24 protein-coding genes are annotated in these 21,504 nt (G+C 62.8%); 10 read left to right on the top strand and 14 right to left on the bottom strand.

The window, feature by feature from the left end; genetic code table 11:
• Positions 1–5: 5 nt before the first annotated feature.
• Positions 6–1,142 carry a PilT/PilU family type 4a pilus ATPase gene (locus Q0P52_RS09030; protein WP_293760901.1) on the top strand — a complete coding sequence of 379 codons (1,137 nt, stop codon included), beginning with the start codon at positions 6–8 and terminating at the stop codon, positions 1,140–1,142.
• A 191-nt stretch (positions 1,143–1,333) separates the two neighbouring features.
• Complete coding sequence (locus tag Q0P52_RS09025) at positions 1,334–2,956, top strand: response regulator (protein ID WP_293760899.1); 1,623 nt, start codon at positions 1,334–1,336, stop codon at positions 2,954–2,956.
• A gap of 157 nt (positions 2,957–3,113) precedes the next feature.
• Here the strand turns inward: Q0P52_RS09025 and Q0P52_RS09020 are convergent, their stop codons facing one another.
• The 9 genes from Q0P52_RS09020 to cyaY all read right to left on the bottom strand — a co-directional run bounded on the left by Q0P52_RS09020 (position 3,114) and on the right by cyaY (position 10,755).
• On the bottom strand, positions 3,114–4,331 hold the full coding sequence (locus Q0P52_RS09020) for an EAL domain-containing protein (protein ID WP_293760897.1): 1,218 nt from the start codon (positions 4,329–4,331) through the stop codon (positions 3,114–3,116).
• A 227-nt stretch (positions 4,332–4,558) separates the two neighbouring features.
• Complete coding sequence (locus Q0P52_RS09015) at positions 4,559–5,293, bottom strand: amino acid ABC transporter ATP-binding protein (protein WP_293760970.1); 735 nt, start codon at positions 5,291–5,293, stop codon at positions 4,559–4,561.
• 5 nt (positions 5,294–5,298) lie between these two features.
• Complete coding sequence (locus tag Q0P52_RS09010) at positions 5,299–5,970, bottom strand: ABC transporter permease subunit (RefSeq protein WP_293760895.1); 672 nt, start codon at positions 5,968–5,970, stop codon at positions 5,299–5,301.
• A complete protein-coding gene (locus Q0P52_RS09005) occupies positions 5,970–6,713 on the bottom strand; it encodes an amino acid ABC transporter permease (RefSeq protein ID WP_293760893.1) in 744 nt (247 codons plus the stop codon). Before Q0P52_RS09005 ends, Q0P52_RS09010 begins: the two co-directional genes overlap by 1 nt.
• A 65-nt stretch (positions 6,714–6,778) precedes the next feature.
• A complete protein-coding gene (locus tag Q0P52_RS09000) occupies positions 6,779–7,672 on the bottom strand; it encodes a transporter substrate-binding domain-containing protein (protein WP_293760890.1) in 894 nt (297 codons plus the stop codon).
• Between the two features lie 298 nt (positions 7,673–7,970).
• A complete protein-coding gene (locus Q0P52_RS08995; RefSeq protein ID WP_293760888.1) occupies positions 7,971–8,876 on the bottom strand; it encodes a glutamate/aspartate ABC transporter substrate-binding protein in 906 nt (301 codons plus the stop codon).
• Positions 8,877–9,159: 283 nt separating this feature from the next.
• Positions 9,160–9,942 carry a 16S rRNA (adenine(1518)-N(6)/adenine(1519)-N(6))-dimethyltransferase RsmA gene (rsmA, locus tag Q0P52_RS08990; protein WP_293760886.1) on the bottom strand — a complete coding sequence of 261 codons (783 nt, stop codon included), beginning with the start codon at positions 9,940–9,942 and terminating at the stop codon, positions 9,160–9,162.
• Positions 9,943–10,021: 79 nt separating this feature from the next.
• On the bottom strand, positions 10,022–10,435 hold the full coding sequence (locus tag Q0P52_RS08985; protein WP_293760883.1) for a DedA family protein: 414 nt from the start codon (positions 10,433–10,435) through the stop codon (positions 10,022–10,024).
• Positions 10,435–10,755 carry an iron donor protein CyaY gene (gene cyaY, locus Q0P52_RS08980; RefSeq protein WP_293760881.1) on the bottom strand — a complete coding sequence of 107 codons (321 nt, stop codon included), beginning with the start codon at positions 10,753–10,755 and terminating at the stop codon, positions 10,435–10,437. The genes Q0P52_RS08985 and cyaY overlap by 1 nt, the downstream gene beginning before the upstream one ends.
• Positions 10,756–10,821: 66 nt before the next feature.
• Between cyaY and Q0P52_RS08975 the strand changes: the two genes are divergently transcribed.
• The 8 genes from Q0P52_RS08975 to Q0P52_RS08940 all read left to right on the top strand — a co-directional run bounded on the left by Q0P52_RS08975 (position 10,822) and on the right by Q0P52_RS08940 (position 15,145).
• Positions 10,822–10,974, top strand: a complete 153-nt coding sequence (locus tag Q0P52_RS08975; RefSeq protein ID WP_293760879.1) for a lipoprotein — start codon at positions 10,822–10,824, stop codon at positions 10,972–10,974.
• Positions 10,971–11,450 carry a GNAT family N-acetyltransferase gene (locus Q0P52_RS08970; protein WP_293760876.1) on the top strand — a complete coding sequence of 160 codons (480 nt, stop codon included), beginning with the start codon at positions 10,971–10,973 and terminating at the stop codon, positions 11,448–11,450. Before Q0P52_RS08975 ends, Q0P52_RS08970 begins: the two co-directional genes overlap by 4 nt.
• A 116-nt stretch (positions 11,451–11,566) precedes the next feature.
• Positions 11,567–12,670, top strand: coding sequence for an aminotransferase class I/II-fold pyridoxal phosphate-dependent enzyme (locus tag Q0P52_RS08965; protein WP_293760873.1), 1,104 nt, complete (start codon positions 11,567–11,569; stop codon positions 12,668–12,670).
• Between the two features lie 184 nt (positions 12,671–12,854).
• On the top strand, positions 12,855–13,208 hold the full coding sequence (locus tag Q0P52_RS08960; protein WP_293760870.1) for a VOC family protein: 354 nt from the start codon (positions 12,855–12,857) through the stop codon (positions 13,206–13,208).
• 1 nt (position 13,209) lies between these two features.
• Positions 13,210–13,695 (top strand): EVE domain-containing protein, encoded by a 486-nt coding sequence (locus Q0P52_RS08955; protein ID WP_293760867.1) that lies wholly within the window; start codon positions 13,210–13,212, stop codon positions 13,693–13,695.
• A 40-nt stretch (positions 13,696–13,735) separates the two neighbouring features.
• Positions 13,736–13,975 (top strand): recombinase RecA, encoded by a 240-nt coding sequence (locus Q0P52_RS08950; protein ID WP_293760865.1) that lies wholly within the window; start codon positions 13,736–13,738, stop codon positions 13,973–13,975.
• Position 13,976: 1 nt separating this feature from the next.
• Complete coding sequence (locus tag Q0P52_RS08945; RefSeq protein WP_293760863.1) at positions 13,977–14,690, top strand: WYL domain-containing protein; 714 nt, start codon at positions 13,977–13,979, stop codon at positions 14,688–14,690.
• 89 nt (positions 14,691–14,779) lie between these two features.
• Entirely contained in the window at positions 14,780–15,145 is a 366-nt protein-coding gene (locus Q0P52_RS08940) for a CZB domain-containing protein (protein WP_293760860.1), read from the top strand.
• Between the two features lie 57 nt (positions 15,146–15,202).
• Here the strand turns inward: Q0P52_RS08940 and Q0P52_RS08935 are convergent, their stop codons facing one another.
• The 5 genes from Q0P52_RS08935 to Q0P52_RS08915 form a co-directional block, all read right to left on the bottom strand.
• Positions 15,203–15,883, bottom strand: coding sequence for an HAD-IA family hydrolase (locus Q0P52_RS08935; RefSeq protein ID WP_293760967.1), 681 nt, complete (start codon positions 15,881–15,883; stop codon positions 15,203–15,205).
• 123 nt (positions 15,884–16,006) lie between these two features.
• A complete protein-coding gene (locus tag Q0P52_RS08930) occupies positions 16,007–16,822 on the bottom strand; it encodes a DUF2145 domain-containing protein (RefSeq protein WP_293760858.1) in 816 nt (271 codons plus the stop codon).
• Positions 16,809–17,267 carry a hypothetical protein gene (locus tag Q0P52_RS08925; RefSeq protein ID WP_293760855.1) on the bottom strand — a complete coding sequence of 153 codons (459 nt, stop codon included), beginning with the start codon at positions 17,265–17,267 and terminating at the stop codon, positions 16,809–16,811. The genes Q0P52_RS08930 and Q0P52_RS08925 overlap by 14 nt, the downstream gene beginning before the upstream one ends.
• A 50-nt stretch (positions 17,268–17,317) precedes the next feature.
• On the bottom strand, positions 17,318–20,086 hold the full coding sequence (locus Q0P52_RS08920; protein ID WP_293760853.1) for a DEAD/DEAH box helicase: 2,769 nt from the start codon (positions 20,084–20,086) through the stop codon (positions 17,318–17,320).
• Between the two features lie 105 nt (positions 20,087–20,191).
• On the bottom strand, positions 20,192–21,502 hold the full coding sequence (locus Q0P52_RS08915) for a hypothetical protein (protein ID WP_293760851.1): 1,311 nt from the start codon (positions 21,500–21,502) through the stop codon (positions 20,192–20,194).
• Positions 21,503–21,504 lie beyond the last annotated feature (2 nt).

The raw sequence follows: 21,504 nt of genomic DNA, 5'->3' as shown, positions 1-21,504 counted from the left end.
AGCGTATGGAAAAAGACCAGGCCTCGAAATTCATCCATGACCTGCTGAAACACGCGGTAGGCAAGAACGCGTCCGACATCTTCATTTCGGCGGATTTTCCGCCGGCAATGAAGATAGACGGCAAGATCACACCGGTAGCGCCGCAGCCGCTGTCGGGCCAGCACACCAAGGAACTGGTGCGCTCGGTGATGAACGACCGGCAGACGGAAGAATTCGAATCGAAGAAGGAAGCCAACTTCGCCATCAACCCGCCGGGCATCGGTCGCTTCCGCGTCAGCGCATTCATCCAGCAGGGCTGCGCCGGCATGGTGCTGCGCAAGATCAACACCGAGATCCCCACCTTCGACATGCTGAACCTGCCGGAGGTGTTGCAGGACATCGCGCTCATCAAGCGCGGGCTGGTGATTTTCGTCGGCGGCACCGGTTCGGGCAAATCCACCTCGCTGGCTGCGCTGGTGGACTGGCGCAACAGCCACGCCCAGGATCACATCATCACCATCGAAGACCCGATCGAGTATGTGCACCAGCACAAAAAGAGCATCGTCACCCAGCGCGAGGTGGGGGTGGATACCGAGGATTGGGACATCGCGCTGAAAAACACCCTGCGCCAGGCGCCGGACGTGATCCTGATGGGCGAGATCCGCGATCGCGAGACCATGGGCTATGCGCTGCAGTTTGCCGAAACCGGCCACCTGTGCCTGGCCACCCTACACGCCAACAACGCCAACCAGGCGCTGGACCGCATCCTCAACTTCTTTCCGGAAGAGCGCCACCAGCAGGTGCTGATGGATTTGTCGCTGAACATGCGCGCCATCATTTCCCAGCGCCTGCTGCCGATCAAGACCGGACGCGGCCGCATTGCGGCGGTGGAAATCATGCTCAACACACCGCTGATTTCGGACATGATCTTCAAGGGCGAAGTGGCCAGCCTGAAGGAAGTCATGGCGCGCTCGCGCGAGTCCGGCATGCAAACCTTCGACCAGTCGCTGTTCGACCTCTTCGAAGCAGGCTGGATCGGCTATGAGGATGCGCTGCGCAATGCCGACTCCATCAACGACCTGCGTCTGAAGATCAAGCTGTATAGCGAGTCGGGCAAGAATGTCGACCCGCTGGACGGTATCGATCACCTCGATATCGTCTGACGCCCCGGGGCGGCGCAGACCGCCTGCGGGTGACAAGAAGCGGCTGACAAGAATCCGCAATCCACCATCTGGTGGCGTTAACGCAGCGGGAATCTTGCTCGCCGCCGTACAAGGGGGAGTGACCGGCAGGTCACGCACCGTGACGACAGCCCGGACCGCGCCACCGGCCGGACACCAGCAGGACGGCTTCAATGTATTTCGACGCCAACACCACGGTTCTCATCATCGAGGACTCGCTGACCGTGCGCCAGGGCTTGAGAACCATGCTCTCCATGGCCGGCATTACCCGCTCCGACGCCGTCAGCAACGCCTCGGAAGGGAGAGCGCGGCTCAAGGGCAAGCGCTTCGACGTGGTCTTGTGCGACTACAACCTGGGCGACGGCATGGATGGCCAGGAACTGCTGGAAGCGATGCGCAAAACCGGCACGCTGCCGCTGTCCACCATCTGGATCATGATTACCGGCGAGCGCAAATACGAGCGCGTGGTGGCCGCCGCCGAGATGGCCCCGGACGACTACATCCTCAAGCCTTTCAATTCCAATTTGTTGCTGGAACGCATGACCAGCGCCTCCAAGCGCAAACAGTTTCTGGCCCCGGCGCACAAGATGCTGGAACAGGGCAACCGCAGCGGCGCCATCGGCGCTTTGCAGGGGCTGGTGCGGGAAGCGCCAAACCCCTCTTTCCGGCTGGATGCCAACCGCCTGTGCGCCGAACTACTGGTGAACGAAGGCCGCCAGAGCGAAGCCTTGAACATTTACCAGGAATTGCTGGAGCAGAAAGTCATCCCCTGGGCCCGCATGGGCGTGGCTCGCATCAAGGCAGATCAGGGCCTGCAGGGCGACTCCAGTGAGATCCTGCAGGAAATCATCCAGGACGCGCCGCTGTACACCGATGCCTATGACCTGTTGGCGCAGAACCTGATTGATGAAGGACAGTATTCGCAGGCGGTAGCGGTGCTGGAAAAAGCCGTCAGCATTTCCCCGCGGAATTTCCATCGGCTCAAGAGTTGCGGTACTGCCGCATTGCGCTCCGGCGATCCGGAAAAGGGCGCGCAGTACCTGCAAAGAGCGGTAGAAATCGGCCGCAACAACAACTTCTTTGGTCCCGACGTGCTGGTGGACCTGCTGCAGGCCTACAGTGAAACCGGCAACACGCAGAGTCTGGACCGCCTGCAGGCGGAAATCTCCGCCGCCATGGCCGACCGACCTGAAGCCCGCTTCACCATCAGCACCTGCAAATCACTTACCTCGTTGGCGCAGGGCCGCCCGGAAGAAGCGCTGGCCCAGCTCAACGAGGTGGCGGACGAGCTGCTCAAACCGCACGTCAATTTCGAAGGCGCGCAACGCTTTTTGGGCTGCTTGGTGCGTTTGCCGGAGAACCTGCCCGATCCGGCGTTGCTGGAAAGCTGGAGCCGCACCATCACCCAGCGCTTCGCCAACACCCACCACGAGCTGTCCACGCTGCAGGAGATTTCCCGCAAGCACCCTCGCTGCTGCGAGCTGATCGAACAGTCTTACGCTGAGCTGCAGGCGCAGAACAACCGTGCAGTGGAGCTGACTACCGAAGGCAAAACAGCCGACGCCGGCGCCATGCTCTATGAGATGGCAATGCGGCTATTCAACGAGCGCACCGGCATGAATGCCTGCGCCTTGCTGCTGCGGGTGAGGGATCAAAAAAAGAAAAAGGGCGAAGCGACGGAAGAATACGAGAACATGTTGCGCGACATGCTGGAGTGGCTGCCGCGCGACAATGAACGCGTGCAGGGTTTCCTGGCCAAGCTCTACAAGGACAACGAAGACGCGATGACGCGTTGACCAACGCTTTGCGTCACGCTGCCGGCGCAGAAAACATCTGCATTGCGGCTGACAAAAATAAGTTTTACGGCAGAGGCAAGACGCGCCGACGCAGGCGGTAAACGGAGCCCTACAAGAAAGCGCAGTATTAAGGGAGTTGGCTGCGCCAAGGCACCGCTTATTCCCACATGTGGTTTACCCAGTCCAGCGCTTGGGTTTCCACCCGCATCAGCACTTCCGGGGAGTAGCCTTCCGGGTAAGGCGTGGCATTGTCTTCCAGCGACAGGGCGACGCGCAGCAATTCACCCAGCACATGCTTGCCTTCCAGCACCGACTCCTTCACCCCTTCGTCAATGGGCAGGCTGGCCAGCACTTCCTCCTTGGGCTGCTGCACCAGCACATCCACCAGCGAAAGCATGCCGGTCATGAAGGCCCGCTCCAGCACGGTACGATCGCCGGGATAGCACTCTTCGGCCAACAGTTCCATGATGCGGCCGCGCGTGGCGGCCAGTTCCAGCAGCGGGTTGCGCTGATGGCGCGCATCGCCAGACTGCTCGCCGCCGGCGAACATCAGCAGCATGGTCCAGCGTTTGATCTTGGCGCGCCCCAGCACCATGATGGCCTCCTGCAGCGAGGACACCGGCTTGCTTCGGCTAACTCCGGCGGTAGAGCTGAGCTTCATCAGCGTCAGCACCATGTCCGGGGCGGTCTTGAGAGCCTTCACCAGCTCATCGATATCGGCGTCGCTCATGATGAGACCCATCAGATTGAGCAGCGCGAATTGGCTGGCGTTGGCCTTGCGGGTGGTCAGCACGGTAGGACGGGCGAAGAAATATCCCTGGAACCACTGTATGCCCAGCTCCCGGCACAGTTCGAACTGCTCGACGGTGTCCACTTTCTCCGCCAACAGGATGCCCTTGAAGCCGGACAGCGCGGCCACTAGTTCGCGCAACTGCATCAGCGACAGTGCCACCAGGTCGATCTTGATAATGTCGACGTAGTCCATCAGCGCGCGACAGTTGTCATCCAGCGCAATCACGTCGTCCATCGCCAGTTTGAATCCCCGGCGGCGCAACTCGGCCAAGCGGGACAGCAGGGGCGGGCTCACCTGCACGGTTTCCAGGATTTCCAGCACCACTTTGTCGCGAGGCAGGATGTCCACCATATCGTCCATCAGCAAGGTTTCGTTCACATTGATGAAACCCAGACGATCGCCCAGCACCTCGCCCACGCCCAGATCGACAAATGCGTGGCGAATCACCGCGGTGGTGGCCATGAAGTCATCGCTGACGCGGGCGACATTGTTCTGGCTAGAGCGAAAAAGCAGCTCGTAAGCTACCAGCTGCCGCTGGGCGTCAACGATGGGCTGGCGGCCCAGATAGTGTGTGGAGTACATGGACGGGCAGGAGTAGGAAAGTCGCGCTCTCGTTAAGTGTAGGCTCTGGTGTGTGAGGTTAGCAGGGAATCTTGCCCAATAATAATACAAATTTAATTTAATCTCCTATAAGAAATTCTATTAACAAGCTTTCTGTTGCCAGCCATGCAACGGTTCGTAAACGAACCATGTAAAAACGCCGCCGGCCTTTGCAGGCGGGCGGCGTTGGCCGAAGCAACGAGCAGTGATCAGTGTTGCAGGATCTTGGACAAGAACTGGCGGGCGCGCTCGGAGCGGGCGTCGATATTGCCGAAGAATTCGTCCTTGGCGCAGTCTTCGACAATATGCCCCTTGTCCATGAAGATGACGCGATGGGCCACGCGACGAGCAAAGCCCATCTCGTGAGTCACGCACATCATGGTCATGCCTTCCTGAGCCAGCTCGGTCATCACGTCCAGCACTTCATTGATCATCTCCGGGTCCAGCGCGGAGGTGGGTTCGTCGAACAGCATGGCGATCGGGTCCATGGCCAGCGCGCGTGCAATGGCGACGCGCTGCTGCTGACCGCCTGACAACTGGCCGGGAAATTTGGCGGCGTGGGCCTTCAGACCCACACGATCCAGCAGCTTGAGCCCCTTATCCATCGCCTCTTCACGGCCGCGACCCAATACTTTCATCTGGGCGATGGCCAGGTTGTCGGTGATGGACAAGTGCGGGAACAGCTCGAAATGCTGGAACACCATGCCTACGCGGCTGCGCAGTTTGGGCAGATCGGTTTTCGGGTCGCCCACCGAAATGCCATCCACAATGATCTCACCCTTCTGGAAGGGTTCAAGCGCGTTGACGCACTTGATCAGCGTGGATTTGCCGGAACCGGACGGACCGCACACCACCACCACTTCGCCCTTGCTGACGGAGGTGGTGCAGTCGGTCAGCACCTGGAACTCGCCGTACCACTTGTTGACGTTGTTGATGTCGATCATCTTGCTCATACGGCCAACCTTTTCTGCAAGCGCTTCACCACTTGGGACGCGCTGAAACTGATCACGAAGTATACCGCGCCCGCAAACAGCAGGAACTCATGCGGCAGACCAACGATGTCGCCCTTGGAGCGGGCGGTGTTGAGGAAGTCCATCAGACCCACGGCGTACACCAGCGAGGTATCCTGGAACAGGATGATGCTTTGCTGCAACAGCAGCGGCGTCATCTTGCGGAAGGCCTGCGGCAGGATCACCAGACGCATGGCCTGGCTGTAAGTCATCCCCAGCGCGTAGGCGGCGTTGAGCTGCCCCTTGGGAATGGCCTGGATGCCGGCGCGGACGATTTCGGAGAAATACGCCGCCTCGAACATTACGAAGGCCACCAAACAAGAGGTGAACGCGCCCACCGGAGTCAGGTTGCCGGTGATCCAGTACAGCAGTATGGGCACTGCTAAGTAAAACCACGAGATGACCAGCAACAGAGGGATAGAACGAAAATAATTGACGTAGAATTTGGCCGCGAACGCCAGCATGTTATTGCTGGACAGGCGCGCCAGCGCCAGCAAGGTGCCGAGGCCGACGCCGCCCGCCACCGCCATCACCAGTAGCTTGAGCGTCAGCGTCATGCCGTCGATCAGGCTGGGCAGGGTAGGCAGGATCTGACTGAAATCGAGCGCCATTATTTGCTACCTCCCATCATGCCCGGAATGCGCAAGCGCTTTTCCACCCAGCCCATGAAGGTCATCAGGCTCATGTTGAGCACGAAGTAGATGACGGTGGCCATGGTGAAAGCTTCGAAGAAGTTGGCCGAAAATTCGGCGGTCTGCCTGGTTTGCGCCAGCAGTTCCATCAGGCCGATCAGCGACGCCACCGAGGAATTCTTGAAAATGTTCAGGAATTCGCTGGTGAGCGGCGGGATGATGATGCGGAAAGCCTGCGGCAACAACACATGGCGATAGGTCTGGCCCGTGGAGAAACCCATGGCCAGCGCGGCGTTGCGCTGACCGCGCGGCAAGGCCTCAATGCCGGTACGAACCTGTTCGCAGACTCGAGCTGCAGTGAAAAGGCCCAAACAGATAACAACGGCTAGAAACTGCGATTGCATTGGGCTCAGACCCTGCTTGTACCACATCTCCAATGGCGTGGGCAGCAGATCCGGCACCAGGAAGTACCAGACAAAAAGTTGCACCAGCAGCGGCACATTGCGAAACAGTTCGACATAGGCGGAGGCAATGGCGGGCAGGGCCTTGCCCGGCAGCGTGCGCATCACGCCCAGTACGGACCCCAGCGCCAAGGCGATGATCCAGCCCGCCAGCGCGACGGCGATGGTCCAGCCCAAACCGGTGACAAACCAGTTGAGATAGATTTCGCTGCCCACACCGGTGGACTTGAAGAACACGCCCCAGTCCCAGTGGTAATTCATGTTTTCCTCCCGTCACGACGGGGCGTTGCCGCCCCGCCTTGCAACGATGCGACCCGGCGGCCCGTTCAGGCCGGCTGGTCAGTCGGCTTGTTGATGATGGCCTTCAAGGAAGGCGACATCGGGAAAGACAGGTTAAGCCCCTTGGGAGGTATAGGTTGTTCAAACCACTTGCGGTAGATCGTGTTGATCTCGCCGCTCTTGAACGTGTTCGCAATGGCGCGGTCCACCACGGCCTTGAAGGCCGGATCGCCCTTTCTCAACATGCAGCCGTAGCGCTCGCGCGATTGCGGCTGGCCGGTCACCACCCAGTCCTGCGGCTTGGCGGCCTTGGCCCGCTCGCCGTACAACATGGCGTCGTCGGTCATGAACGCCGCCACGCGGCCGGTCTGCAACATCAGGAAAGACTCGCCGTTGTCCTTGGCGGCCACGATGTTCATGCCCAGCTTGCGATCGGCGTTGTAGGCGCGCAGCAAACGCTCCGATGTCGTGCCAGCAGACACCACCACGTTCTTGCCTTTCAGGTCGGGAAAATCGCCGATGCCTGCGCTGGAGCGCGTCATCAGGCGAGTGCCCACCTCGAAAAACGCCAGCGAGAAGTCAACTTGCCGCTGGCGTTCGGCGTTATTCGTGGTGGCGCCGCATTCCAGATCGATGGTCCCGTTCTGCAACAGCGGGATGCGCGTCTGGCCGGTCACCATGTTGTAGCGGACGCGAAGGCCCGGCTTGTTGAGTGTTTTGCGAACTTCCTCTACCACCTTGCGGCTGATGTCCACGGAATAGCCTACCGGCTCCTTGCCGTTGGCAAGGTAGGAAAAGGGAATGGCCGAATCACGGAAACCGAGCACGATTTCACCGTTCTGATCGATGCGCTTGAGCGTGCCCGACAGTTCGGCGGACATGACGGTCTGGCTGACGGCGGCCAAAACGGCTGCGGTCAGCAGGCTGTGACGGTACGACATGTGTAACTCCTGAATTTCTGCTGTAGTGAACTTTCCTGGCCCCGGGAGGGCGCCAGTGCGCGTGCTTCAATGCGCGGACCTCGCTGGCCCTGTTGTCCGGGCCATGGGAGGCGTTTCTCCTTCGTTCTCGCAGCAGCGTTCAGGCGAACGTCGCGCAGCCGGGCGGCGGATGCTGACCGGCTGGCGCATGTCGAGTGTGACCGAGTTTCCCGATTACCTCTGTTGATATCCCGCAAACAGACGCCGATATGACGATTCCGGCCACAGCCGGAACCGTCGGCGTCAACCGCTTCCCGTTTTACTGCTGTTCGGCCGACTTGTCGGTCGGTTTGGCCAGCAGGGTCTTCATGTCTTCAGACATCGGGAAGTTCAGGTTCAGGCCTTTGGGCGGTACCGGGCTGGTGAACCACTTGGCGTAAATCTTGTTGATTTCGCCGGACTTGTAGGTGGCCTTCAGCGCGTCGTCCACCACCTTCTTGAAGGCGGCGTCGTCCTTGCGCATCATGCAGCCGTAGATTTCATAGGACTGCGGCTTGCCCACTACTTGCCAGTTGCCCGGGTTCTTGGCCTTGGCCATTTCGCCGTACAGCAGGGCATCGTCCATCATGAAGGCGGCGGCGCGGCCGGATTCCAGCATCAGGAAGGACTCGCCGTGATCCTTGGCGGAAATCACGTTCATGCCCATCTGCTTTTCAACGTTCATGGCCTTGATCAGACGCTCGGACGTGGTGCCGGCGGTGGTGACCACGTTCTTGCCCTTCAGATCGGCGAAGTCCTTGATGCCGGAATTCTTGGCGGTCAGGAGACGGGTGCCGATTTCAAAGATGCCCACCGAGAAAGCCACTTGCTTCTGGCGTTCCAGGTTGTTGGTGGTGGAGCCGCACTCCAAGTCCACAGTGCCGTTCTGCACCAGCGGGATGCGGGTCTGCGAGGTCACCAGGTTGTACTTGACCTGCAGGTTGGGCATTTTCAGTTCCTTCTTCACTGCCTCGACCACTTTCAGTTGCAGGTCGTGCGAGTAGCCGATCGGGGTCTGCTCGGTGGCGAGGTAGGAGAAGGGGATGGAGGAGTCGCGGTGACCCAGCACGATGACGCCGGAGTCCTTGATCTTCTTCAGGGTGCCGGTGGGTTCGGCGGCGATGGCCGGAGCGGCGATCAAGGCGGCGAGAGTGGCGGCGGAAATGAGACGGGTGCTGAAACGCATAGATGTTTCTCCTGGGGGTCCTTGTAGTTGACTCTGCCAAGCCGGTGGTCCGGTTGGCGCTTCTTGCTTTTGTCGGCTCGCCTTCCGGCGGGCCGTCGGCCCGGCTCCGGCGCTTTGCGGGCGCGTTTGCCTTGCGGCCGGGTTGCCGTCTCTGTCGGACGGCTCTCCCTGATTTTTCGCCTGTCGGCGAAAAGCTGCGATTCTGCAATGCGACCGCGACGGAGGCAAGCCTGCCTGACCATCGCGTGCCGCGTTTGATGTTTTATACGACAGTTATGGCCGTTCAGGCCTTGTTTTCGCTCAGAAAGTTAGCCAGGCGGACGTAATCTTCCACTGGAATGTTTTCCGGGCGCAGGCCGGGATCGATGCCCAGCGCTTCCAGCGCCTCGGCGTCCACCAGCCCCTTGAGGTTGTTGCGCAGCGTTTTGCGGCGCTGGGAGAAAGCCCGGGTGACCAGGTCTTCCAGCAGCGCCTCGTCGCGGGCGATGCCGCAACGGCCGGGCGCGGGGATCATGCGCACCACGGCGGAATCCACCTTCGGCGGCGGCCAGAACGCGCCGGGCGGCACGTTCAGCACACGCTCCATTTCAAAACGGTATTGCAGCATCACGCTGAGGCGGCCGTAATCAGTGGTGGACGGCTCGGCCACCATGCGGTCGATCACTTCCTTTTGCAGCATGAAGTGCATGTCCACCACCCGTTGGCCGAAAGAAGCCAGGTGAAACAACAAGGGCGTGGAAATGTTGTACGGCAGGTTACCGACGATCTTGAACGGTCCGTCGGTGATGGAGCCGAAATCGAACTTCAGCGCATCGCCTTCGTGAATGGTGAGGCGTTCCGGCGGAAACTCGGCTTTCAGGCGGGAGATAATGTCGCGGTCGATCTCCGCCACGTGCAGATGCGGCAGGCGCGTCAGCAAGGGGCGGGTGATGGCGCCGAGGCCGGGGCCGATCTCGATGACCACGTCGCTCGGCTGCGGATTGACCGCATGCACGATGCCCTCGATCACCGAGGCGTCCTGCAGGAAGTTCTGGCCGAAGCGCTTGCGGGGGATATGTTGGCTCATGTCAGCTTTTCTGTATGTCTGCACGGATTGTAAACCGTCGGCGCGGCCTTCGGCCAACCTCTGTCCGGCGCGGCGCGAATCAATGCAACACGGCCAGGGTGCCCCAGGCCAGCGCCACATAGCGCAAGGCCTTGCCGAGGGTGAGCCAGACCAGGCTGGAGAGCCAGGGCAAACGCAGCCAGCCGGCGGCCAGCGGCAGGGCGTCGCCGATGACCGGCACCCATGACAACACCAGCACGGCCGGGCCGAAGCGGCTGAACCAGCCCTGCACGCGCGGCGACAGCTCCTTGCGCGGCGCGACCCGCCCCAGCCACAGACTGGTGACACTGCCGCCGGTATTGGCCACGGTGGCGATCAACAGCGCGCTCCAGAGCCAGTCCGGCCATTTGTAGAGAAAGGCCACCAGCACCACTTCGGAATTGCCCGGCAGAATGGTGGAGGAGGTGAAGGCCGACACCGCCAGCCCGCCCAAGCCCAACAGGGCGGCCTGCATCAGAAATCGAGTTCCAGATCGGCGTCGTCGGCTGCGGCGCGCACAGCATCCGCCAGCGTGGAAAAGAACTCCTTGCCGTCGCGGGAGGCAACCCACTGGCCATCACGCCAGCCAAAGTGGTACCCCCCGCTCTTGGCGGCTATCCACAGCTCCAGATTGGCGGTGTGACGATTGACGACAATCTTGTCGCCGTCGTCGAATTCGATTTCCAGCACATTGCCGTTGCGCAGGTAGTCGGCATCCACGCCGGCGTCGTCGATGGCTTCTTCGATGCGGCGGAAGATGGTGTCGGTAATATCTAGAAATTCGCTCTCGGTCATGGCGGCTATCCTTGGTGGGCGGTGTGCTAGTATCGGGATTTTGCCACATCGGACAAGATTCTCCTCATGCGCCGCCTGCTTATCCTTGCTCTGCCCGGTTTGTTGTTGGTTGCCTGCGGTTACAAAGGCAATCTGTATCTGCCCAAACCCACCCCGAACGCCGCTTCCGCGCCGATGGCCAAAACTGCCTCCGCGCCGACAGCCTCCGCCGCCCAATGAACCCTGCGGCAGTCGGCATTCGCCGGCTTGACCTTTCCCAGCCGGCCGACAGCCGGCTACTGGCCCGCCTGACTGCCGAATACGCAGCAGAAGCACGCGGCACGCCGCTGGACGCGAGCGTGACGGCAGCCCTGCCTGCCGCGCTGGCGACGCACCCGGGCTTGCTAGCCTGGTTGGCCGAAGAAAACGGCGAGCCGCTGGGCCATGCGCTGTGCATGTTGGGCTTTTCCAGTTATCGCGCCGCGCCGGTGATGAACCTGCACGATCTGGCGGTACGCCCGGCGGCTCGTGGCCGCGGCCTTGCCCGACGTCTGCTGGCGGCGGTGGAGGAAGAGGCGCGCCGCTTGGCTTGCGCGCGGCTGACGCTGGAAGTCAGCCCGGACAATCAGACCGCGCGGCGGCTGTATCGCTCGGCGGGCTTTTGCGACAGCCATCCGGATGGCTTGCCGCACCTGATGCTGGAAAAACCCCTCTGACGGCAATGGCGTCTTGCCCGGCCTGCGGGCCTGCTTCATATTCTTAGCGTCAGATGTGCTTTGGCCGCCGGTCGCGGCCTTTTACAATCCCCCCTTTTTCGCGGACGAGAAACGCCATGACCCGTTTTGCCCGACATCTGGAACATCACACCATCGTGAATCCGTTTCCCGGCATCGTGAAACTGGAAGCGGCGCTCGGACACCGCATCAAGACCCGCATCGGTTCCAACGAGAGTCTGCCCGATCCGGTATCGCCGCTGGCCGGCGAGTTCGGCAAGGCCCTGGCCGAGCTGGCGCGCCTTTATCCCGACCCCTACGCTCACGCGCTGCGCCAGCGCGCCGCCGCGCTTAACGGCGTGTCGGCCGATGAAGTGCTGTTCGACACCGGTGCCGACAGCCTTATCCTGCTGGGCCTGCGCTTGTCCTGCAATGCCGGCGACGCCGTGGTGACGACCGGCGGCAGCTATCCCACGTTTCGCTATTTCGCCGAAGGCGTGGGCGCGCGGGTGCTGGAGGTGCCTTACCTGACGCAAGGCGATCGCCTGCAGCCGGATCTCAAACGCCTGGCCGAAGTGGCCCGCGTCGAGCACGCTTCCGTGCTGTATCTGGCCAACCCGGACAATCCCACCGGCCACTACTGGCAAGCGGACGATATCCGCGCCCTGCGCGAGGCCCTGCCGCTGCACACCTTGCTGCTGCTGGATGAGGCTTATGTGGATTTCTGCACCGAAGCGGAAGACGCGCCGCCGGCGGGCCCGCTGCCCAATACGCTGCGCCTGCGCACCCTGTCCAAGGCCTATGCCATGGCAGGCATGCGGGTGGGTTACGCCATCGCACCGGCCCAACTGATCGCCAAGGCCGACCAGATCCGTCCGCAGTTCGCGCTCTCCAGCGTGGCGCAGGCGGCGGCACAGATCGTGCTGGACGACCCGGACTACTCGCGCCGGCTGATTTCCCACACCCTCACCCTGCGCCATCACCTGAGCCACGAGCTGTACGATCTGGGCCTGACGCCGCTGCCCTCGCACACCAATTTCGTCAGCGTGCCCTACGCCGACCCGATGCAGGCCGAAGCCATACAGCGACATCTGCTGACGCACGGCATCGCCATCCACCGTCCGCAACACCCGGCAACGCGCCATCTGCTGCGCATCACCGCCCACCCGCAAGCCACCAGCAGCCGCGTCCTGAACGCACTGGCCGGCCAGTTGGAGCCATAAGGGTTCGCCCCCCAGCCGGGCAAGGCGCTTTCATCCCCACACCCTTGATGCTCTCCCGCCGTTTCCTGCTGACCGAATGCTGTCAGCAGGGGTGGCGCATGCTGTGTCTGCGGCAACTTCGCCGCTACAACCTGCTCCGGCGGATCCCGTAGACGCACGCCGGCAGGCACAGGAGGAGAACGTCATGGCTTTCGTACACTGGTTTGAGATTCCCGCCGCCGACTTCGACCGCGCCGTGCGCTTTTACGAACAGGTATTCGGCATCGCCCTGCGCCGTGAAGACTTCATGGACGACCGCATCGCCGTTTTTCCGGACAGCAGCGGCTGCGTGATGCAGACCGGCCATCTGCCGCCCGGCCAGACCGGCACCCGCCTTTATCTGGACGGCGGCGAACAGCTGGAACAGCTGCTCTCCCGCGTTGAGGCTGCCGGCGGCGTGGTGGCCTTGCCGCTGACACGGCTGCCGGACGGCAACGGCGACATCGCGCGCATCATCGACAGCGAAGGCAATCTGGTCGGCCTGCACCGGGAGCCCTGACATGAGCCGCCGCTACTGGATAGGCGTGGCCAGCCGCGACCATGTCGCACGCGGCCTCGCGGGCGGTTTCGCCCAACTGTGCCACGGCAAGGCCTCGCCGCTGCGCCGCATGCGGCCTGGCGACGGCCTGATCTACTACTCGCCGCGTGAAAAGTTTGCCGAAGCCGCGCCCTGCCAACGCTTCACCGCCATCGGCCTGGTCTTGCCCGGCGAGGCTTATCAGGCAAACATGGGCAATGATTTTCACCCTTGGCGGCGCGACATCTGCTTTATCCCGGCACAAGAAGCCGACATTCGCCCCTTGTTGACCAGCCTGGCCTGCATCCCCGACCCTCGCCGCTGGGGCCAGGCTTTTCGCTTCGGTTTTCTGTCGGTTTCCTCCGCCGATTTCCAGCTGATCGCGCATGCCATGCAGGCGAACCCGCTCAACGAAAACTTTGCCGCTGCACTGGAAAATCAGGGCGGGGATATCGTTAGCGGCGCATAGCCGGTATGTTGGTTGGCCGAAGGCCATGTCAGGAGAATCCATGCCGTTCAATCAGGACGCAAGACAGCAACTGCTGGCGCTCAAGGGCGTTGGCCCCACTGTGGTGGCAAGGCTGGAGCAAGCCGGCTTCGACGTTCTGGCGCAGCTGGTGCCGCTGGAAGCGGAAGAGCTAGCCAGCCTGATCGGCGGCATGCTGGGCTCGCGCTGCTGGCAAACCAGCCCGATGGCCCGCAACAGCCTGCGCGCCGTCATCCGGCTGGCGCGGGGCGAGGACGACTGACATGCGCCGGGCCGACCGACTGATGGAAATCCTGCTATTGCTGCGCGGGCGACGCCGCACCACGGCCAGTCAGTTGGCGCAATGGCTGGAAGTATCGCCGCGCACCGTCTACCGCGACATGGCCGACCTGATGGCCAGCGGCGCGCCGGTCAACGGCGAAGCAGGCGAGGGCTACTGGCTGGAAGCCGGCTTCCAGCCGCCGCCGCTGAGCTTCAGCGCCGCCGAACTGTCCGCGCTGGAGGCGGCCGCGCGCATGCTGGCCGCCTGGGCCGATCCGGACACCGCCGGCGCGGCAGCCAGCGCGCTGGCCAAAATCCATGCCGTGCTGGGTTCCAGCGGCCTGCCGCCCACCCCGCTTTATGCGCCCGCCCTGCACGACTACCCCTGTGAGCGGCTGACGCCGCTGGCGCAGGCCATACGGCAAGGCCAATGGCTGGACATTGCCTATCAGGATGAAAACGGCCGCGCCAGTCAGCGGCGCGTTGCGCCGCTGGGCCTGTTTTTCTGGGGAGATCGCTGGACGCTGGCTGCCTGGTGCGCCCTGCGTCGGGACTATCGCCATTTCCGCGTGGACCGTCTGACAGCCTGGGCCACACGGGCCGACCCCTGGCCGGCGGGCATCAGCCTGGACGCCTTTCTCGAAAACGCGCAGGCCGGCCACGCCACGCGGCAGAAAGTGGCGAGACAGAACCAACAGCCCTGGCATCGGTCATGACATGACGCGAGTTTGTCATCGCGCCATCTCAAACGCATATTTTGCGTCTATATTGGGTAGTCGGGGGTAGTCATAACAAGGATGGGAGCATGAGTCTGGAAGACGCCTTGCTCACCCATTTCGAATGGAAACTGACATTCCGTACCGCCATTTTGCAACAGGAAAAACTGGACGCGACGCAGATCGCCGATACCTGTGGCTGTGACTTCGGTCACTGGCTGGAACACGAGGGCAGAATCAACTGTGGGCATTTCCCCGGCTATGCGCAGCTGGTGGAAAACCATCGCCTTTTCCATCTCGAAGCGGGCAGAGTGGCCGAGCTGATCAATGCCGGCCGGTATCAGGAAGCGGAAGACGCCATCGCGGTAGGGCCGTCCGAGTACAGCCGGCTGTCTTCCGCCGTGGGCAGCGGAATTGCGGAATTGCGCAAACTGCTGGCACAGCAAGTGTGCTGAAACGCGCCGGCAAGGCCGGCTCTGGTCTGCCCGGGCACCCTTCACCTCGCTCCAGGCTCAACAGTCTGGCGTCATCCCCTCGTCTTGCCCGAGCAGCCGCGCAAGATGCGCGCCCACCTCAGCCATCGTCGCAAACCGGTCCACCTGCGAATGAGGGAACAAATCGCGGCGGTCTCCGGTAAACCAGATGGCGCGCATGCCGGCCTCCAAGGCGGCCTCAATGCCTATCGGGCTGTCGTCCACCACGATGCATTGCGCCGGTTCCACACCCATTTGGCTGGCCGCATGCAGAAACAGCCCCGGGGCCGGTTTCCAGGAGCCAATCTCGTAGGAGCTGTATAGGCGGTCGCCAAAATAACGGCTCAAGCCGCACAGGCCCAGGGATTGGCGGATTTTGGTCAGCGGACCGCCCGAGGCGATGCAACGGGGCGCTTGCAAGCCCTCAAGCAGCGCATGGATGCCGGCGATGGGTTGCAGTCTTTCGGCAAACAGGGTTTCCACGCTTTGCCGGTAGGCTTCCACAAACGCTTCGTTGAACTGCACCTGATGTTTGATTTGCAAGGCATCCAGCGCCGTCTGCAAACGAGCCCCGCGAAACCCCTCGCACAGCGACTCGGCGGTTTCTGTTATGCCCAGCGCTTGCAACTCCTGCGCCAAGGCCACATGCCCCAACAGCTCGCTATCCACCAGCGTGCCGTCGCAATCAAAAATCACACAGCGATAATCCGGTTTTTCCACTTTCAACACAGCCCCTTCTCAACTGGAACCGGCACCATCACACAAAGCGCAAAGCGTGGGCAAGCGGTCCGGGGCATTTGGCGTGAAGACGAGGAAAAGCGCCGGACTGGCCGGCGCTATCGCTCAATAGTGCTTGCTCAAGGGCGCCGGCACTTCCACTACCTGCCAGCCTTCATTGCGATCCAGATAGAAGCGGATGATGGAGTCTACGGACACTGTCTGGATACGGTCCTTGTAGCGCAACTCGTTGGGATGATCGTCAAAGGCCACGTTGGCCTTGAACATGCGACCGCCCAGCCGGGTCATGGCGCCGATATTGAGTTCCGACGGCGTGTAATTGTTGAGCTTCAGCCACATTTGCGCCTGCTCGCGACTGCCGATGCGGGTCTCGACGCTGGTCGCCGCCGCCAAGTTTTCCAGCACCCAGGTATTGGAGTTTTCGTAACGGGTGGCAAACGGATAAGCCGTCAGGCTGTAACGCGGGGTATGCAGGCTGCGCAACATGCCGCCTTTGTCCAGGCGCTGCTTGAGCCGCTCGGCCAGCGCGGGCGGCGGCGTTATCACCACCGCATCGTAGCGGAACATGTCGTCCATGAAGAAATTGCCCAGCCCCTCGTACCACAGGTCCGAGTGATCGGTGCCGCAGTCGTTGAGCAAGTGCGCAACGCGCCAGTGGCCGTCAGCCTGCTTGTAGACGAAAGCGGCATGGGTGTAGCGCAGATCGTATTTGCTGAGGTCCTGTCCCATGCGGCCAATCACGTACACGTCGCCGCCCATCTGATCCAGCCGGGTGGCCAGGTTCTCCGCCGCGCCCATGGCCAGTTTGAAGGTATCCACCGTCAGCGGCTTTTCTTCACAGGCTTGACCCGCCTGGGCCTGCAAGGTCAGGCCCAGCATCAGTGCGACCAACAGGCGCTTGAGCGTTTCAGGATGGGACACGGCTATGCTCCAGCAAGGTTTCGCCCAGTTTGTTGGGTACAAAGGCCAGCACTTTGCCGGATGCCACCAACAGGGTGCCGCTGGCCACCGCAGTCACTTGCACCGAAGCGCCCACCGCGGCGCCGGAAGCCTTGAACGCGCTTTTGGACATGTCCAGCGACAGCCGCGCGCCGCCCTTGACCGATTCCAGCATCACCTTGACCACATCGCCCGCGCCTTCGGCCAACCCGACAATAATGTAGCCGCTGCCGGTGACGGCCAGCACTGGACCGAGCGCGGATTCACCGTGCCCGCCAGCGCTGCCGGTGACACTGACCACCGGCGCGGCGACTACCGATAGCGCGCCTACCGACACACGCTCGGATCCGGTTACGTTGACAGAATCCGCCATGGCCGGCAGGACGGCCAAGCCCAGCAGGGCGGCGAGCAGGCAGTGGTATCGCATGTGCATGTCCTTATCCGTTCAAAGAGGACAACATCACACAAATGTCATATTCAGGGCAAGGGGGCGTGGCCGGAAAGCAAGGCCATGAGGCTGGCGGCATCCAGCCGCGCGGCGATGTCGCCGCCTTCCAGCAGGCTGTCCGCCAGCGCGCGTTTTTCCGCGTGCAGCGCGACGATCTTTTCTTCGATGCTGTCTTCCGCCACCAGCCGGTAAACGGTGACGGGCCGTTGCTGCCCCATGCGGTAGGCGCGGTCGCTGGCCTGGTCCTCCACCGCCGGGTTCCACCATGGGTCCAGGTGCAGCACGTAATCGGCGGCGGTGAGATTGAGCCCGGTGCCGCCGGCCTTGAGGCTGATAAGGAATACCTCGCCCTCGCCGCGCTGGAAGGCGTCCATGGCGGCCTTGCGCTGGCTGGCGGGCGTGCCGCCGTCCAGATACTGGTAGGCGATGCCGGCCTCTTCCAGCCAGGGGCGCAGCAGGGCCAGATGGTCGACAAACTGGCTGAACACCAGCAGTTTGTGCCCGTTGTCCAGCACCTCGGCAATCAGCTTGCGACAAGCGTCGAACTTGCTGGCGGGCAGGGCGGAGTCCGGTTGCACCAGTGCCGGATGGCAGCAGAAACGGCGCAGCCGGGTGAGTTCGGCCAACACCTGCATGGCCCCGCTCTCGCGGCCCGCCTCGCCGCGCTGGGCGGCCTCTTGCGCCAGCCGGTCGAGCGCGGCCTGTCTCATGGCTTCGTACACATGGCGTTCGGCGTCGGACAGCGGCACGCGCAAGGTGATGTCGGTGCGCGGCGGCAGTTCGGTCAGCACCTGCGCCTTGGTCCGCCGCAGGAGATAGGGCTGAATCAATGTTTTCAGCGCCGCGCGGGCGTTGTCGTCGCCTTCTGCTATGGCCTGGCCGAAGCGTTGCTGGAAGCGCTCTTCGCCGCCCAGCAGGCCCGGCGCGACAAAGCGGAACAGGCTCCACAATTCGCCCAGATGGTTTTCCACCGGCGTGCCGCTGGCCGCCAGACGGAAATCCGCGCGCAGGGCGAACGCCGCTTGCGCCCGCAAGCTGGCGGCATTCTTGATGGCTTGCGCTTCGTCCAGCACCACGCTGGCCCAGTGCACCTCGGCAAACCCTTGCTGTTCGCGTTGCAGCAGGCCGTAGCTGACCACCACCAGATCGCCGGGGCCGACATCATCCAGTCGCCGTTGCTGCTGAAAAGGACGCACGCGCAAGGACGGCGCGAAGCGGGCCGCTTCGGCCAACCAATTGAGCGCTACCGAGGTGGGGGCCACCACCAGTTGCGGGCCCAGCGCGGCGCGATCCAGCAGCAAGGCCAGCGTCTGCACGGTCTTGCCCAAGCCCATGTCGTCCGCCAGACAAGCCCCCGCGCCCAGGTGGGCCAGCCGCGCCATCCAGGCGAAGCCTTGCAGCTGATAGGGCCGCAGGCTGGCTTGCAGCGTGGTGGGCACCATTGGCTGGAAATCACCCAGTTCACGCCAGCGCGCCGCTTGCTGCTGCGTCGCCGCGTCCAGCTCCAGACTGGCGGCGTCCTCGGCCAAGCCTGCCAGCGCCGGCAGCGCCAGCGGGCTGATGGCCAGCCCATCCGGGCCGGCGTGATCCACCAATCCGGCCAAAGCGGCCAGTTTGCCGCGCAGGCTGTCCGACAGCAGCAACCAGTCCTCGCCGGACAGCCGCAGATAGCGGCCCGGCGCATGGGTGATGGCCTCCAGCAGATGGCGCAGCTGTAGCACGCGCTCGTCGTCGATGGCGAGTTCGCCGCCCGCTTCCAGCCAGCCGCCCTTGCGTTTGACACGCAGCGTGAGTTGCGGCGCGTCAGCAGCGCTGATGCGTTGGCGCTGGCCTTCGGGCCAAACGCAGGCCAGCTGCGCTTCCGGCTGGGCTTGCAAGTAGTCGAGCACACTGAGCGCGGCGTCCTGCCGGTTCAGCCGCCACTCGGCGGCCACGCCGCTTTCCGCCGGCCAATCGGCCCACAGCGGGCAGCCGGCGCGCAAGGCTTGCAACAGACGCTTTTCCGCCGGTTTGTCTCGCACTACCTGGCACAGCTCGCCCTCGCGCTCCGCCAGCAGCCGCTCCGCGCCGCCGCCGGGAGCCAGCCAGCCGGATTCCAGCGCCGGTCGCACGCGCATCTGCAAGCGCAGGCCTTCGGCCAACGGGGTGATCAGTGCATACAGCTTTTGATCTGCGGGGACGCACGGCAAGTTCGGGTCCGGCTCGGCATCCACCCTTTGCATGGGCAAATCCGGGGCCAGATCGCGAATCGCCTGCAACAGTTTGTAGCTGGCCTGTGCCGGCACGGCGAGGCGGTGGCCGATGAGGTCGGCAATCTGGCGCAACTCGCCATCCAGCGTATACACCACCAGGCAATCCGACGCCGTCCAGCGCCAGATGCCGAAGCGCCGGGCGGCGATGCCCTGCGGCGCCAGCTGCAGCACCAGTTGATCCGCCTGCCGGTTCAGTTCCAGCACGACGCGGCCGGCTTCGATGCGCAAGGGTTCCAACTGCCTGTCGTCGCGGTACAGCGCTGGGTGGCCCGCCAGCAGGGGCAGGGCAGCTTCGCCTTCCAGCTCGGCCAGCGCGCTGCCGTCCTGCATTTCGTGCGTCAGCTGGATCAGCGCGGCCACGCGCCGGTCTTGCGCCAGCAAGAAATCCCATTCGTCGGCATGGCGCAGCAGTTCGGCCAAGGGCAGCGGCTTGCCGCGGCCCCAGCCGCCTACGCCGCGGGTTTGCAGAACGGGTTGAATACGCACGCCGAATTCGCTGATGCGCAGCAACCAGGCAAGACGGGGTTCAAGAGCGGGATCGGTCATCGGTTATCAAGGCGGCAACAATCGCGCGATTGTTGCCGTATTCGCGCTCAACTGCAAAGGGAAACAACAAGGGCGGCGGCTGCCGCCCTTGTTGATGACGCCGGCTCAGGGCGCGCCGGCTTTGTCGCAACCGCTCGGCTGGGTGGCGATGTTTTTCAGATGGGCGAACTCTTTGCCGTTCCAGCGCCACTGGCTGTCGCAGTAGCCGGCACCGCTCAGGCGCAGGTCATGCACGCCGGCGGATTGTTCGCTGATCGTCCTCGCTTCGGCCGCTGGCACGCCAAGGTTGGCGCGCAAATGGCCGCCTTCGTCGCGCACGAATACCCAGATGCTGTTGCCCGTCGCGCCCGAAGTGCAGGTATCTCCGCCGGATACCCACAGTTGCTCTTGCTCGCCGTCGCGCTTGAACTCGCCTGACAAAGAGTAGGGCGTATCGCAGGACTTGCCGACGAAGCCGGCATTGTCGTCGCGCGAGACGAAGCGGGCATCAAGCTGGGACATCACTTCTTTCAAATCGGCTTCGGACAAGCTGCGGCCGCCGCTGCCGAACAAGGCTTCGTTGGCGTTGGTGGGCCGGTCTTGCTTTTCGTTGACCGGCGGCAACGGTTGTTCAGCCTTGCCCGGAATGCCTGTGCGGCGGCGGCAGGCGTTGTCGACGCAGACATACGCCCACTGGTGTTGATCGAAACGGAAGCTGAACGCCGCCAGCTCCTTGCCCTTGCTGTCTTTTACACTGACTTGCAGCGGGTAAACCTTGACGTCGGCGCGACTGGCGTCGATCTCATATTCAAACTGCAGGTCTTCCTGGTCTTGCGGGTACTGGGCAAACAGCTCGCCGCTGATGTTCGCCACCTTCTTGCCCTTGGGTGCGAAGAACTGCGGATAAGCCATCACGCCTTCCTCCCCGGACTGGTAGCCGTTGGCGAACCACGCCATATAGCCGTTGGCGGACAAGGGCAGCAACTGCACGTGCTCGGGCCCTTGCGCGCCGTCGTTGGCGAATGGGATCGCCTTGCTGCCGGCAATCAGTTCCTGTGTGTCGGCATTGACGACGAAGGCGCCCACCAGCGCGCCAATTTCTTCCTCGTCGGCCCCGCGTTTGCTACCGCTGGCAAACAGGTACAAGCGCTTTTGATCGCCGGTATCCACCCGGTCCAGCGCCACCGGTTGCAGGCAGAAGCTGTCGCCCTCCTTGTTGCGCGAGCGCCAGCAGTGGTTGTCTTCATCATGCTGTTTGGCCCCGTAAAAGCGGTCCATGAGATCCGCCGCCAACTGTTGGCCGGGCTCGCCATCCAGCGCCAGGCGCTCCACTTTGAACGGCCTGTCCAGACTGGCCAGTCCCCATACCGCAGCGACCAGCAACAGCAAAACCACGCCCACTCCGATCAGCCAGCGTTTCTTCGTCTTTTTTTCCATCT

Origin of the sequence: uncultured Aquitalea sp. (genome assembly GCF_945957525.1) — a bacterium.
Lineage (GTDB): Bacteria > Pseudomonadota > Gammaproteobacteria > Burkholderiales > Chromobacteriaceae > Aquitalea.
Note: the sequence above shows the minus strand (reverse complement) of the source record. Positions and strands in the feature narration are given on the sequence as shown.

Bases quoted from the DNA above. Each gene is read 5' to 3' on its own strand.
- Q0P52_RS09030 (WP_293760901.1), top strand. From the start codon at position 6: ATGGAAAAAGACCAGGCCTCGAAATTCATCCATGACCTGCTGAAACAC.
- Q0P52_RS09025 (WP_293760899.1), top strand. From the start codon at position 1,334: ATGTATTTCGACGCCAACACCACGGTTCTCATCATCGAGGACTCGCTG.
- Q0P52_RS09020 (WP_293760897.1), bottom strand. From the start codon at position 4,331: ATGTACTCCACACACTATCTGGGCCGCCAGCCCATCGTTGACGCCCAG.
- Q0P52_RS09015 (WP_293760970.1), bottom strand. From the start codon at position 5,293: ATGATCGACATCAACAACGTCAACAAGTGGTACGGCGAGTTCCAGGTG.
- Q0P52_RS09010 (WP_293760895.1), bottom strand. From the start codon at position 5,970: ATGGCGCTCGATTTCAGTCAGATCCTGCCTACCCTGCCCAGCCTGATC.
- Q0P52_RS09005 (WP_293760893.1), bottom strand. From the start codon at position 6,713: ATGAATTACCACTGGGACTGGGGCGTGTTCTTCAAGTCCACCGGTGTG.
- Q0P52_RS09000 (WP_293760890.1), bottom strand. From the start codon at position 7,672: ATGTCGTACCGTCACAGCCTGCTGACCGCAGCCGTTTTGGCCGCCGTC.
- Q0P52_RS08995 (WP_293760888.1), bottom strand. From the start codon at position 8,876: ATGCGTTTCAGCACCCGTCTCATTTCCGCCGCCACTCTCGCCGCCTTG.
- rsmA (WP_293760886.1), bottom strand. From the start codon at position 9,942: ATGAGCCAACATATCCCCCGCAAGCGCTTCGGCCAGAACTTCCTGCAG.
- Q0P52_RS08985 (WP_293760883.1), bottom strand. From the start codon at position 10,435: ATGCAGGCCGCCCTGTTGGGCTTGGGCGGGCTGGCGGTGTCGGCCTTC.
- cyaY (WP_293760881.1), bottom strand. From the start codon at position 10,755: ATGACCGAGAGCGAATTTCTAGATATTACCGACACCATCTTCCGCCGC.
- Q0P52_RS08975 (WP_293760879.1), top strand. From the start codon at position 10,822: ATGCGCCGCCTGCTTATCCTTGCTCTGCCCGGTTTGTTGTTGGTTGCC.
- Q0P52_RS08970 (WP_293760876.1), top strand. From the start codon at position 10,971: ATGAACCCTGCGGCAGTCGGCATTCGCCGGCTTGACCTTTCCCAGCCG.
- Q0P52_RS08965 (WP_293760873.1), top strand. From the start codon at position 11,567: ATGACCCGTTTTGCCCGACATCTGGAACATCACACCATCGTGAATCCG.
- Q0P52_RS08960 (WP_293760870.1), top strand. From the start codon at position 12,855: ATGGCTTTCGTACACTGGTTTGAGATTCCCGCCGCCGACTTCGACCGC.
- Q0P52_RS08955 (WP_293760867.1), top strand. From the start codon at position 13,210: ATGAGCCGCCGCTACTGGATAGGCGTGGCCAGCCGCGACCATGTCGCA.
- Q0P52_RS08950 (WP_293760865.1), top strand. From the start codon at position 13,736: ATGCCGTTCAATCAGGACGCAAGACAGCAACTGCTGGCGCTCAAGGGC.
- Q0P52_RS08945 (WP_293760863.1), top strand. From the start codon at position 13,977: ATGCGCCGGGCCGACCGACTGATGGAAATCCTGCTATTGCTGCGCGGG.
- Q0P52_RS08940 (WP_293760860.1), top strand. From the start codon at position 14,780: ATGAGTCTGGAAGACGCCTTGCTCACCCATTTCGAATGGAAACTGACA.
- Q0P52_RS08925 (WP_293760855.1), bottom strand. From the start codon at position 17,267: ATGCGATACCACTGCCTGCTCGCCGCCCTGCTGGGCTTGGCCGTCCTG.
- Q0P52_RS08920 (WP_293760853.1), bottom strand. From the start codon at position 20,086: ATGACCGATCCCGCTCTTGAACCCCGTCTTGCCTGGTTGCTGCGCATC.
- Q0P52_RS08915 (WP_293760851.1), bottom strand. From the start codon at position 21,502: ATGGAAAAAAAGACGAAGAAACGCTGGCTGATCGGAGTGGGCGTGGTT.